We start from the raw sequence: 12,573 nt of genomic DNA on the forward strand, positions 1-12,573 counted from the left end.
GATGCTCGAGAGAGCACACGAAGACCCCGGTCCACACGGACCGGGGTCTTCGTGCATGTCAAGGGTCTCCCCGGCCGGCAAACCTTATGCTGACGCTCGTCATAGGCACGCCGAGCAAGGAGCCGCCGCATGACCGCAACGATCGCCGTCGCCCCTCCGGAGGTCGCCGCCCGTCGCCGCTCGTGGCGCCCGGCACTCGGCACTCCCCGCCGCGTCTTCGACCTGACGTTCTCCGGCGTCGGCCTCACCGTGGCGGCGTGGTTCTTCGCGCTGTCGCTGCTGCCCTCGCTCCTGCCTCGCGGCGCGATGGTGCAGGGCGTCGCCTCGGGCGTCACCGTGATGATCGGCTACGGCATCGGCGCCGGCGCCCAGGCGATCTGGCGCTACCTCGGGATCCCGAGCGTCACCGGTCGCGCGCGCCTTGCCCTCGTCGCGATCTTCGTGGGCCTCGGTCTCTGGGCGGCCGTCTTCACCGGGTGGCGCCAGGTCGGGTGGCAGAACGAGATCCGCACCCTCTACGGCATGGAGCCGGTGTCGCCGACCGACTGGCCGGTCATCATCGGGGTGACGGCGCTGCTCGCGGCCCTCATCCTCGTCGTCGCGCGCAGCCTGCGCCTGCTCTTCCGCACCGTCTTCCGCTGGCTCGGACGCCGGCTGCCCCGCCGCGTCGCCGTGGTCGTCGGCTCGGCGGTCCTGCTCGCGCTCATCTGGTCGCTGCTCACCGGCGTCCTCGTCAACGGCTTCTTCGCCGTGGCCAACAACATCTTCGCCCCGCGCGACACCCTCATCGCCGAGGACATGAACCGGCCCCAGGTGCCGGAGCGGTCCGGCAGCCCGCAGTCGCTGTCGAGCTGGGACCTACTCGGCCGCCAGGGCCGCTACTTCGTCGGCGGCGGCCCGACCGTCGCCGAGATCGACGCCGCGAGCGGCGGCGGCGCCAAGGAGCCGATCCGGGTCTACGCCGGTCTCCGGTCCGCCGACACCCTGCAGGGCCGGGCCGACCTCGTGCTCGCCGAGCTGAAGCGCACCGGAGCCTTCGACCGCAAGGTCCTCGTCGTCGCCACGACGACGGGCACCGGGTTCCTCGACCAGAACGGCACCGACCCCCTCGAGTTCCTCTGGAACGGTGACACGGCCATCGCCGGCGTGCAGTACTCCTACCTGCCGTCGTGGATCTCGCTGCTCGCCGACCAGGACGCCGTGCGCGAGACCTCACGCGTCGTCTTCGACACCATCCACCAGTACTGGTCGACCCTGCCGGAGGCGACCCGGCCCAAGCTCTACCTCTACGGCCTCTCGCTCGGCTCGTTCGGCGTCGAGAGCATCCTGTCGTCGATCAACGTCATCAACGAGCCGATCGACGGCGCGCTCATGTCGGGGCCGCCGTTCGTCAACGACCTGCACGCCCGGCTCACGGCGCAGCGCGAGCCGGGCAGCCCGGCATACCTCCCGATCTATGAGCAGGGACGCACGGTGCGCTTCACCGCCGAGCAGAACGGCCTCGACCGCGGGGGCTCGAGCTGGGGCCCGACGCGGCTCGTCTACCTCCAGCACGCGAGCGACCCCATCGTCTTCTTCTCGCCGTCGATGGCCTTCAGCCCGCCCGAGTGGCTCGCCAACGGCGACCGGGGACCCGACGTCTCGGCCAACATGGGCTGGTTCCCGCTCGTCACGATGTGGCAGGTCCTGCTCGACCTGCCGGGGGCGGGCAGCATCCCGATGGGCTACGGCCACCTCTACTCCGCGACGTCCAACCTCGAGTCCTGGGTCGCCGTCACGAACCCGCCCGGCTGGACCGCCGACCAGACGGCGACGCTGGCCTCCGTGCTCGAGAAGCGCCCCTACAAGGACACCTGAGCGTCGTCCCTGCGCGACTGGAGCCCGGCACGGGCCAGGTCGCGCAGGGAGGCCCCGGGAAGGTACGCCGACGTCAGGGCGAGGCCGATGCGCGGCAGGGCGGCCTCGTCGGAGAAGACGAGGTAGACCGGCTCGTGCCGGGGCCGGAACTTCTGCTTGAAGCTGTCGAGCGACCGGAAGCCGTAGAGGGGCTCCATCGCCTCACCGAGCTGGTCGAGGAGCCGCTCGAGCGCGGCCCGCTCGGCCGTGCCGTCGCCGGAGTGCGCGAGCGGCGCACCCGACAGCGAGACGAACGATGCGCCCTGCTCCCGGAAGGACAGGCAGGCGCTCGCGATGAGGAACTCGGTGACGGGCCGGAACCCGTCCGGCAGCCGGCGCATGACGTCGAGCGTCCACCCGCGGACCTCGCCCCCGGCGGAGTGGACGGGTAGCCACGACGTGACGCCGTGGACCGTCATGTCGGCGTCGACGGCCAGCCCGACCCGCGTGTCGGGGTCGAGGGCCTCGTCGACGCCCCCGAGGGTGAAGCCCATCTCGGGCAGCCCCTTGTCGGACACCCAGAGCTCGGAGATGGCGCGCACCTGGGTCAGCAGGCCGCGGGGCATCTCGGCGAGCCGCCCTTCGCGATAGGTGATCCCGTCCTTCGTCGCCCGGTTGAGGGCCGTGCGGACGCTCTGCCAGGACTTGCCCTTGAACTCGAGGTCGGGCAGGTCGATGATCGCCTCCTCGGCCACGAGCACGTCGCGCCGGCCGTGGGCCCGCCCCCAGTCGGCGACCTCCTGCGTGACGGAGAAGAAGCACACCATGAGCCCGTGCGTCTCCTGCTCGTCGACGAAGCCCTGCAGCACGGCGGCGCGCGTCGCCGCGTCCGCTGCGACGGGGTCGCCGAGGGCGATGGCCGTCCCGCGGTGCACCTGGAAGGCGACGTAGCCCAGGGGCGCACCCGACGGGTCGCGGTGGATGTACCAGTGGTTGTCGGGCCAGGTCCCCATCCAGGACATCGTCGACCCACCGTGCTCCTTGAGCAGGGCGACCGCGGTGTCACGCTCGCTCGCCCCGGTCGCGAGCTGCGCACGTCGCTTGCGGCTCGACCGGGCCTGGAAGGCCGACCTGCCGAGCACGAGGACGGCGAGCTGCAGCACCGTGATGACGACGCTGACGACGAGCTCCGGGACGGAGGTCGCGACCTGGCCGTCGGCGTTGAGCTGGTCGGGGGCGACGAGCTCGACGACGATGAGCAGGGACTGGGCCAGCAGGGAGAGGGTCGCGAGCGCGCCCGCGAGGAACCAGACCCGACGGGACCCGCGGCGGAGGCCGTCGGCGAGCAGGAGCGCGATGGCGGCGCTGACGAGGACGCTGAAGGCGTCCGTGTCGTCGGACGTCGCCCCGAGCGGGCCGTTCGAGGGCGTGAAGTAGAGCAGTATCTGGATCGCCGCGCTGACGAGGTAGAAGACCGACGACACGACGCGCCACTCGTGACGGCTGAAGCGGGGGAGCGCGAGCGACGGACGGCGGCCGAGCAGGACGGGGCCGAGGGCGAGCCCGACCGAGATGCCGATGGCGTGCTCGAGGTCCCACAGGCGTCCGACGTAGAGCAGCGCGACGACCGCGTAGAGGGAGAGGACGGCTCTCAGGCGTCCGCGCCACGGTGGGGTCAGGGTGGCGCTCGCCGCGGCGACGGCCCCGAGGGCGCCGGCGCTGAACCCCGCGTCCAGCTCGGTGACGAGCCGGGCGGCCCACTCCCAGCCGGTGCCTCCCACGACGAGGAGGAACAGCGAGGCCAGCAGGACGCCGGCGAGATGGGTCGAGGTCGCGGCGACGGCGACCGTGCGGGTGCCGAGGCGCCACTCCGACCACCCGACCATGAGCAGGGCGCCGCCGGCCACGGGGAGGTACTGCCCCGGCGTGAGGGCGAAGACGGCCCCGGTCACGGGTGTCCACCATCGGCCGTCCTGGAGGGCGGGAAGTCCGTAGGCGACGTGGTGGAGCAGGTCCCGGTCCTCGAGGGCGCTCCACAAGGTGCCCGTCGCCACCCCGACGACGAGCATGGTGCCCACGACCGCGAGCGTGAAGGGCAGCCGGCGGGCGAGGGCTACCGCCCGGACCGCCGGGCCGGGGTCCGGCCCGTCGTCAAGGTCGTTCGAAGGTGTCGTCACGCGCGCGGTCCCTTCCCGGGTTCCCGGTCCGCGGTGGACCTGTCTCCGATGCTAGTGCGCGGCTGTCGCCGACGGCCCGGGCTTCGGGCGAGTCACGGGCGGGGCGTGTCGCCGAGCCGCCGGGCGCTCACGGCCTCCTGGGCGACCCGGCGCAGGGCGAGCAGCACCGGGTCGGTCAGGACGGTGCCGACGATCGCGTAGCGCAGGGCCTCCTCGGGTGGGGCGGTGGCGAGAGCGGGGGCGACGTCGGTCTCGGCGACGGAGAGCATGGCCCGGTGCCACGTGGCCAAGGTGGCGTCGTCGATGCTCCACCCGCCGGCGGCAGCGGCGGTGAGCGCCTGGGCGAGCTGGAGCCCGGCCGGCGAGTGCTCGCACCCCGGCGGCCCGAGGGCGCGCACCCGGGCGAGCGACTCGGTCGTGGCGTCCGCCGAAGGGGCGGAGGGGGCCGAGGGGCGCAGGGCCTCGTGGGCGGCCCCGAGCAGCTCGTGGCGACTGGCGGGTGGGTCGTCGAGGGACCGCACGACCTCACGGACCCGGTCGATCGAGAGGCGTCCCACGTCGACGAGGGTGCGCACGAGGCGGACCCGGTCGACGTGGCTCTCGTCGTAGCTCGCGCGGGTGGCGCCCTGGGCCTCCCCGGCATGGAGCAGCCCCTCGCGCAGGTAGTACTTGAGCGTGGGGATGCTGACGTCGGTGCGGCCGGCCAGCTCCGAGATGCGCATGAGAGTCCTCCCTTGACTTTGGATAGTATGACTGTCCAAACTTGGATAGCACCACTATCCGAGAGGCGTGTCATGACCGGTTTCGTCCACAGCAGCCACACCCACGACGGCGAGCTCGCCGTCTTCCTCATCGGCATGCGGGTCAACCACCCCTGGCGCCCGGACCTCTGGGGCCCGGTGTTCGCCGCCATGCCGGGCATGGTCACCGAGCTGTATGCCGCCAAGGCCGCGGCCGCGCAGGGGGAGGGGCCCGACCTCGGCTTCCTCGAGGCCCGCACCCTCATCGGCGCCGGAGGGCCCACGCTCGTGCAGTACTGGCGTGACGTCGACTCGGTGTACGCCTACGCCAACGACCCCGAGCGTCGCCACCGTCCCGCGTGGACGGCGTTCTACCGCCGCAGCCGCAAGGCCACCGGAGCCGTCGGCATCTGGCACGAGACGTACGCCGTGCCGGCCGGCGCGCACGAGAGCCTCTACGTCGGGATGCCGCCCACCGGCCTCGGCAGGGCGTTCGGCCTCACCGAGGACCGCAGCCGTCGACGGCACGCCCGGATCGGCCGGCGTGAGGTCGCCACCGACAGCGCGACCCCCGAGGGCGTCGTCAGCTGAGCTCGCGCAGTCCGGGCAGCACGTCGGCCGAGAACTGCTCGAGGAACCGGCCCTGGTCGTGGCCGGGCGCGTGGAAGACGACGTGGTTGAAACCCCAGTCGACGTACTGGCGCACCGCGTCGACGGCCTCGGTCGGGTCGCTCGTGACGATCCAGCGCTTGGCGATCTCCTCGTCGGACAGCTCGTCGGCGAGGCGCTCCATCTCGACCGGGTCGTCGACGCCGTGCTTCTGCTCGGCGCTGAGCGACAGCGGCGCCCAGAAGCGCACGTTGTGCAGCGCCTGCTCGGGGTCGCGGTCGTAGGAGAGCTTGATCTCGATCATCCGGTCGATGTCGTCGCGGGTGCGCCCCGACTTGGCCAGGCCCTCGTCGACGGCGGGCAGCAGCTTGTCCTCGTAGAGCTCGCGGCCCTTCCCGGACGTGCAGATGAACCCGTCACCCGACCGGCCGGCATACCTCGCGACGAGCGGGCCGCCCGCCGCGACGTAGACGGGGATGGGCTGCTCGGGGCGGTCGTAGACCGTCGCCGCGTGCGTGCGGTAGTAGTCGCCCTCGAAGTCGACGCGCTCCTCGGTCCACAGCCTCCGCATCAGCGTCACGGCCTCGCGCAGCCGCGCGAAGCGCTCCTTGAACTCCGGCCACGGCGAGCCGGCGGCGCCGACGGCCACCTCGTTGAGGGCCTCGCCGGTGCCGATGCCGAGGACGATGCGTCCCGGGTTGAGGGCCCCGAGCGTGCCGAACGCCTGCGCCACGACGGCCGGGTTGTAGCGGAACGTCGGGGTCATGACCGACGTGCCGAGCTGGATCCGCTCGGTGCGCTCGCCGGCCGCGGCCAGCCAGCTCATCGCGAACGGTGCGTGCCCCTGCTGGTGGCGCCACGGCTGGAAGTGGTCGGAGATGAAGGCCGAGTCGAGGCCGACCTGCTCGGCCTGCGTGGCCAACGTGACGAGGTCGCGCGGACCGAACTGCTCCGCGGACGCCTTCCAACCAACCTTGAGCACACCGACTCCTTCGGGCCGTGGGGGAGTGACCCCGTCAGCCTACGTCCGGGTGCCTGGGCGCCGTCGGGCCGTCACCAGTGCACGACGACCTTGTCGCCGATCCGCACCTCGTTGTAGAGCTGGATGAGCAGCGGCTTGTTGCGGACGTTGACGCAACCGTGCGAGGCGCCCGAGTAGCCGAGGCGGGCGAAGTTCGAGGAGTAGTGCACGGCCTGGCCGCCGGAGAAGAACATCGAGTACGGCATGGGCGTGTGGTAGAGGTTCGAGATGACGTCGACCTTCTTGAGGTAGACGGAGAAGACGCCCTCGCGGGTCGGCAGCTCGTCGCTGCCGAAGCGCACGTCGAAGCCGTACTGCGGTATGCCGTCGACGACCCACGTGAGGCGCTTGGTCGACTTGCTGACGCACATGACGCGTCCGGTCATGCAGCGCTCGTCGACGTCCCACGACATCGACCCCGGCGCGGGCTCGGCCGGCTTGGGCTTGACGTTGGCGAGCTCGTCGGCCGTCGGGCGATGGGTCATCGAGACGAGCTTGTCCCACGTGCGCTCGTCGAGGGTGCCGGTCGCGTCGAAGCCGCGCTTGGCCTGGAAGCCACGGACCGCGGCGGTCGTCCTCGTGCCGTAGCGGTCGCTGACGTCGCCGTCGAACCAGTTCAGCTGGCGCAGCCGCGCCTGCAGGGAGCGCACCTTCGGACCGGTGTCGCCGGCGCGGAGGACGATGACGGGCACCGGCGTCGGCTCGGCCGTCGCGGTGGGCGCGGGCCGCGGCTTCGCCGGTGTGGTCGTCGGCGGGGCGACCGTGGTGGGGGTGGCCGACGGGGTGGTCGACGGGGTCTCGCTCAGGGTCTCGCTCGGGGTCTCGCTCGGGGTGCCGGCGGGGGTCTCGCCCGTGGGTGCCGGCGTGCCGGACGAGCTGGACCCAGCGGTCTGGCCGACGTGCGTCGCAGCCACCCCGGCCCCCTGGTCGGGGCTGCAGGCCGTCGTCGCGGCGACGAGGGCGACGGCGCCGGCGAGCACGAGGGCGCGGCGCAGGGCGCCCGTGGCCCGGAGCGGTGAGGTGGCTGTCTGCATCGTGACCCCTTGTCTGAACGCGACGTGCCGTGCGTCGTGCACTGCACTGAGGGTGACGCGACGACGTCGGGAATGGTTGTCCGAGTCGGGGTGTCGATGCGGATCGTGACCGATCCGTTGTGCACGACCGGCCGTCCCCGACGCCGTTGTCGGGAGGCGGCCGGGAGCCGGCGGGGTCAGGCGTTGTGCTGCTGCTGTTGCTGCTGCTGCATGGCGTGGTGGCGACGCAGCACCTCGGTCAGCTTGTTGGCCCCGGCGACGACCGTCGCCGCGTGGAGCCGACCGGGCTGGCGCGAGAGGCGCTCGATGGGTCCGGAGATGGAGACCGCGGCGACGACGCGACCCGACGGGCCGCGCACCGGCGCCGACACCGACGCGACGCCGGCCTCGCGCTCGGCGACGCTCTGGGCCCACCCGCGGCGGCGGACGCCGGACAGGGCGGTGGCCGTGAAGGCCGCACCCTGCAGACCGCGGTGGAGCCGGTCGGGCTCCTCCCACGCGAGCAGCACCTGGGCGGCGGAGCCCGCGAGCATCGAGAGCGTCGCGCCGACCGGGATCGAGTCGCGCAGGCCGACGGGCCGCTCGGCCGCGGCCACGCAGATGCGCTGGTCGCCCTGGCGGCGGAAGAGCTGCGCGCTCTCGTTCGTGTGGTCGCGCAGGGCGCCGAGCACCGGACCGGCCGCTGCGAGCAGCCGGTCCTCACCCGCGGCCGAGGCGAGCTCGCCGAGGCGCGGACCGAGCACGAAGCGTCCCTGCATGTCCCGGGAGACGAGGCGGTGGTGCTCGAGGGCGACGGCCAGACGGTGGGCCGTCGGACGCGCGAGTCCGGTGGCTCCGACGAGCTGGGCGAGGGTGGCCGGACCGGCCTCGAGGGCGCCGAGCACCGTGGCGGCCTTGTCGAGAACACCGACCCCTGAAGAGTTGTCCATGCACTGATACTGACGTCTCAGGCACTGAGACGTCAATCCACCTGGCCCACAAAAGGTTCACGCTTGCCGAAGAGCGATGTCGCGACCAGGTCCTCGATGGCGCACGCGCTCGAGCACCGGAACGCCGCCGCGGAGGGAAGTCAGAGGGAGTCATGGCAGGGACACTGGCCGAGAAGGTCTGGGACGCACACGTCGTACGTCGCGCCGAGGGGGAGCCCGACCTCCTCTACATCGACCTCCACCTCCTCCATGAGGTGACCAGTCCCCAGGCCTTCGACGGGCTCCGCCTCGCCGGCCGGCCCGTGCGCCGCCCCGACCTCACGCTCGCGACCGAGGACCACAACGTCCCCACGACGCCGGGCCCCATCACCGACCCCGTGTCGAAGATCCAGGTCGAGACCCTCCGCCGCAACTGCGACGAGTTCGGCGTCCGCCTCTACCCGATGGGTGACGCCGACCAGGGCATCGTCCACGTCGTCGGCCCGCAGCTCGGCCTGACGCAGCCGGGCATGACGGTGGTCTGCGGCGACAGCCACACCTCGACGCACGGCGCCTTCGGTGCGCTCGCGTTCGGCATCGGCACCTCCGAGGTCGAGCACGTGCTCGCCACGCAGACACTGCCCCTCAAGCCGTTCCGGACGCTCGCCGTCAACGTGCGCGGCGAGCTGCCCGACGGCGTCACGGCCAAGGACATCGTGCTGGCCGTCATCGCCAAGATCGGCACCGGCGGTGGCCAGGGCTACGTCATCGAGTACCGCGGCGAGGCCATCGAGGCCCTGTCGATGGAGGCCCGGATGACGGTCTGCAACATGTCGATCGAGGCCGGCGCGCGCGCCGGGATGATCGCGCCCGACCAGACGACGTTCGACTATCTCCGGGGTCGCCCGCACGCACCGACCGGCGCCGACTGGGACGCCGCGGTCGCCGAGTGGACCGCGCTGCGCACCGACGACGACGCCGTCTTCGACGCCGAGGTCGACCTCGACGCGGCCGAGCTGACCCCCTTCGTCACGTGGGGCACCAACCCCGGCCAGGGCCTCCCGCTCTCGGCCTCGGTGCCCGACCCCGAGGAGTTCGCCGACGAGAGCGACCGCCTCGCCGCCGCCAACGCCCTCGCCTACATGGGCCTCGAGCCCGGCACGCCGCTGCGCGACATCAAGGTCGACACGGTCTTCGTCGGCTCCTGCACGAACGGACGCATCGAGGACCTCCGGGCGGCGGCGGCCGTCGTCCAGGGCCACCGGGTCGCCGACGGCGTCCGCATGCTCGTCGTCCCCGGGTCGGCCAAGGTCCGCCTCCAGGCCGAGTCCGAGGGGCTCGACAAGGTCTTCACCGAGGCCGGCGCCGAGTGGCGCCTGCCCGGCTGCTCGATGTGCCTCGGCATGAACCCCGACACGCTCGCCCCGGGGGAGCGCAGCGCGTCGACGTCCAACCGCAACTTCGAGGGCCGGCAGGGCAAGGGTGGCCGCACCCACCTCGTCAGCCCGCTCGTGGCGGCCGCGACCGCCGTCCGGGGCACGCTGTCGAGCCCCTCCGACCTCGACAGTGCCAGCCGGACCCAAGGCCAGCTGGCGTCCGCGACGACCGGAGAGGCCTGAGCCATGGACGCGTTCACGACCCACACGGGCATCGGCGTGCCGCTGCGCCGCAGCAACGTCGACACCGACCAGATCATCCCCGCCGAGTACCTCAAGCGCGTCACGCGCACCGGCTTCGAGGACGGGCTCTTCGCTGCCTGGCGCAAGGACGAGTCGTTCGTCCTCAACAACCCGGTGTATGCCGACGGCTCGGTCCTCGTGGCCGGACCCGACTTCGGCACGGGGTCGAGCCGCGAGCACGCGGTGTGGGCCCTGATGAACTGGGGTTTCCGGGTCGTCATCAGCTCACGCTTCGCCGACATCTTCCGTGGGAACAGCGGCAAGCAGGGCCTGCTCACCGCGATCGTGGCGCAGGACGACGTCGAGCTGATCTGGAAGTACCTCGAGAACAACCCGGGCGCCGAGATCTCGGTCGACCTCGTGGGCCGCACCGTCCACGCCGGTGAGATCGTCGCCCCCTTCGAGATCGACGACTACACCCGCTGGCGGCTGCTCGAGGGCCTCGACGACATCGGACTGACCCTGCGACACGAGGATCTCGTCGCAGATTTCGAGTCGCACCGCGCGAGCCACAAGCCGGTCACCACCCCGGCCTGACGAGACGACCCTCGGGCGCCCTGGTGGTGCCTTAGACCGAACGGATCCCCTTGTGAGACAAGGGGATCCGTTTGCGTTTCCGGACGAATCGGACACGGCCGGGCTGCCCCTGCGGCGTCCCGGAATCCGCTCAGAACCCGTCAAACTCCTTGCGACACAACGAAAAACCCACCGACCGGTGATGGACGTGCCTGCCGCGGCGGCCTAACGTCAGGAGGTAGCCGGACCGGTTCCGGACGCACATCGTCGGGTCGCCTGACGCCGACAGTCCTCTGGAGGGGAAGACGTGAACAAGGCAGAACTGATCGACGCGCTCGAGGTCAAGCTCGGCAGCAAGAAGGTCGCATCCGACGCGCTGGAGGCGTTCCTGGACGTCGTCATCCGCGAGGTCGCCAAGGGTGGCAAGGTCGGCATCACCGGCTTCGGCACCTTCGAGCGGGCCGACCGGGCCGCGCGCACCGGCCGTAACCCCAAGACGGGGGCGACCGTGAGGATCAAGAAGACCCGCGTCCCCAAGTTCCGTTCGGGCACGAACTTCAAGGAGGTCGTGTCGGGCGCCAAGAAGCTCTCCAAGACCGAGTCGGCCGCCTCGCGCGCCTCCGCCGGCACCTCGGTGGCCGCAGCGCCGGCCAAGCGGACGGCGGCGAAGAAGACCGCGACCAAGGCCGCCCCGGCCAAGGCTGCTGCCAGGAAGACGACGACGAAGGCCGCTGCCACGAAGGCCGCCCCGGCCAAGCGCGCCACGGCCACCAAGGCCGCCCCGGCCAAGGCTGCCGCCAAGAAGACGACGGCGAAGGCCGCCCCGGCCAAGCGCGCCACCGCCACCAAGGCCGCCCCGGCCAAGGCTGCCGCCAGGAAGACGACCACGAAGGCCGCTGCGACCAAGGCCGCCCCGGCCAAGCGCGCCACCGCCACCAAGGCCGCCCCGGCCAAGGCTGCCGCCAGGAAGACGACGGCGAAGGCTGCCGCCACGAAGACCACGGCCGCCAAGAAGACGACGACGGCCCGCAAGACGACCGCGAAGAAGACCGCCTCGAGGTGAGGCCTCGCGGCGGCGCCCGGCAGGGGTGCCGCCGGACGTGACGTGGGCCCGACCGGCGACGGTCGGGCCCACGCGCGTGTCAGCGAATGGGCTGTCCCGGCCCGACGCCCACGATGTGCAGCGCGACGACGAGGTCGTCGACGACCTCGACCGTCAGGCGCTGCCCGAGGCGCAGCAGGCGCAGGCCGCTCGCCTCGAACGCCGGCGCCTCGAAGCGCAGCTCGACACCGTCGTCGCGCAGCACGCTCCCGGTGTGGGTCTCGGGGTCGAAGCGGTGCACGGTGGCCTGCATGCTCCTGATCCAACCAGATGCCCGGTGCTCGAGGACCGCGCGCGTCGCCGGCCCCAGCCCGAGACGGCGCGCCTGCGCCAGGCTCCGCGCGTCGTCGACGTCGGTGCGCAGGCGGGGAAGCGGCAGCTCGAGGCGCACCGCCCCGTCGGCCTCGTGACGCGCGGCGCTGTCGGTGCCGAAGCGCGGCGTGAAGCCGCGGCCACAGCGCAGGACCGTCCCCGTGCCGTCCGCGTCGGGCACGAACGACTCGTCGACGGACGCCGCGGCCGCGAGCGCCGAGCGCAGCGAGGCGGCGTCGAGCGACGGCACGTCGCCGAGCAGGGCTGCCACGCGGGCACCCGGCCCGGCGTGCCGCATACCCGCGGCGACGGCGTCGTTGAGCCCGGCGCCCGGGTCGGCCACGACGTGCACCCCACGCGTACGCCAGCGGCCCGCCAGGCCGGCGTCGCTCGTCACGAGCACGAGGCGGCCCGGACCGACCGCCTCGAGGGCGGCGGCCAGCGTGTCGGTGGCGATGGCAGCGCTGAGGTCGGCGCGGTCCGAGCCGACGGCGCGCGCCAGGCGGGACTTGCCGTGGCTCGTGTCCTTGACGGGGACGACGACGTGCCAGTCGGTGGTCGGCGCGTCCGGGGGGTGCGCGTGGGAGGAGGTCGTCATGCTGGCGATATCGTCCCACTCGCCGCCTCGCTGCTCGACAC

The 12,573-nt window shown here is 72.4% G+C and carries 11 protein-coding genes; 5 read left to right on the forward strand and 6 right to left on the reverse strand.

The window, feature by feature from the left end:
* The first annotated feature begins 129 nt into the window (after window positions 1-129).
* Window positions 130-1,857: an alpha/beta hydrolase gene (locus ACSQ2D_RS07325; RefSeq protein WP_435985307.1), complete on the forward strand. Its 1,728-nt coding sequence runs from the start codon at window positions 130-132 to the stop codon at window positions 1,855-1,857.
* Here the strand turns inward: ACSQ2D_RS07325 and ACSQ2D_RS07330 are convergent.
* Window positions 1,842-4,013 carry a bifunctional lysylphosphatidylglycerol flippase/synthetase MprF gene (locus ACSQ2D_RS07330; RefSeq protein WP_435985308.1) on the reverse strand — a complete coding sequence of 724 codons (2,172 nt, stop codon included), beginning with the start codon at window positions 4,011-4,013 and terminating at the stop codon, window positions 1,842-1,844. The genes ACSQ2D_RS07325 and ACSQ2D_RS07330 overlap by 16 nt on opposite strands.
* Window positions 4,014-4,105: 92 nt before the next feature.
* Window positions 4,106-4,735, reverse strand: coding sequence for a MerR family transcriptional regulator (locus ACSQ2D_RS07335; protein WP_435985309.1), 630 nt, complete (start codon window positions 4,733-4,735; stop codon window positions 4,106-4,108).
* A gap of 72 nt (window positions 4,736-4,807) precedes the next feature.
* On the opposite strand from ACSQ2D_RS07335, the gene ACSQ2D_RS07340 reads away from it, so the two are divergent.
* On the forward strand, window positions 4,808-5,344 hold the full coding sequence (locus tag ACSQ2D_RS07340) for a DUF4188 domain-containing protein (protein ID WP_435985310.1): 537 nt from the start codon (window positions 4,808-4,810) through the stop codon (window positions 5,342-5,344).
* Here the strand turns inward: ACSQ2D_RS07340 and fgd are convergent.
* From fgd to ACSQ2D_RS07355, 3 genes are all read right to left on the reverse strand, one after another.
* Window positions 5,337-6,344: a glucose-6-phosphate dehydrogenase (coenzyme-F420) gene (gene fgd / locus ACSQ2D_RS07345; RefSeq protein WP_435985311.1), complete on the reverse strand. Its 1,008-nt coding sequence runs from the start codon at window positions 6,342-6,344 to the stop codon at window positions 5,337-5,339. The two genes, ACSQ2D_RS07340 and fgd, sit on opposite strands and share 8 nt — an antisense overlap.
* Before the next feature lie 71 nt (window positions 6,345-6,415).
* Entirely contained in the window at window positions 6,416-7,417 is a 1,002-nt protein-coding gene (locus ACSQ2D_RS07350; protein WP_435985312.1) for a L,D-transpeptidase family protein, read from the reverse strand.
* Window positions 7,418-7,593: 176 nt separating this feature from the next.
* A complete protein-coding gene (locus tag ACSQ2D_RS07355) occupies window positions 7,594-8,346 on the reverse strand; it encodes an IclR family transcriptional regulator (protein ID WP_020142814.1) in 753 nt (250 codons plus the stop codon).
* Window positions 8,347-8,498: 152 nt separating this feature from the next.
* On the opposite strand from ACSQ2D_RS07355, the gene leuC reads away from it, so the two are divergent.
* The 3 genes from leuC to ACSQ2D_RS07370 all read left to right on the forward strand — a co-directional run bounded on the left by leuC (window position 8,499) and on the right by ACSQ2D_RS07370 (window position 11,583).
* Window positions 8,499-9,944, forward strand: coding sequence for a 3-isopropylmalate dehydratase large subunit (gene leuC, locus ACSQ2D_RS07360; RefSeq protein WP_435985313.1), 1,446 nt, complete (start codon window positions 8,499-8,501; stop codon window positions 9,942-9,944).
* Window positions 9,945-9,947: 3 nt separating this feature from the next.
* The gene (gene leuD / locus ACSQ2D_RS07365; protein ID WP_435985314.1) at window positions 9,948-10,541 is read left to right on the forward strand and encodes a 3-isopropylmalate dehydratase small subunit; all 594 of its coding nucleotides are present in this window, start codon (window positions 9,948-9,950) and stop codon (window positions 10,539-10,541) included.
* Between the two features lie 286 nt (window positions 10,542-10,827).
* Window positions 10,828-11,583 (forward strand): HU family DNA-binding protein, encoded by a 756-nt coding sequence (locus tag ACSQ2D_RS07370; RefSeq protein ID WP_435985315.1) that lies wholly within the window; start codon window positions 10,828-10,830, stop codon window positions 11,581-11,583.
* A 79-nt stretch (window positions 11,584-11,662) separates the two neighbouring features.
* Here the strand turns inward: ACSQ2D_RS07370 and cofC are convergent, their stop codons facing one another.
* Complete coding sequence (gene cofC, locus ACSQ2D_RS07375; RefSeq protein ID WP_435985316.1) at window positions 11,663-12,532, reverse strand: 2-phospho-L-lactate guanylyltransferase; 870 nt, start codon at window positions 12,530-12,532, stop codon at window positions 11,663-11,665.
* Between the last annotated feature and the right edge of the window lie 41 nt (window positions 12,533-12,573).

This window comes from Terrabacter sp. LjRoot27, from assembly GCF_964254175.1.
Taxonomy (GTDB): Bacteria; Actinomycetota; Actinomycetes; order Actinomycetales; family Dermatophilaceae; genus Terrabacter.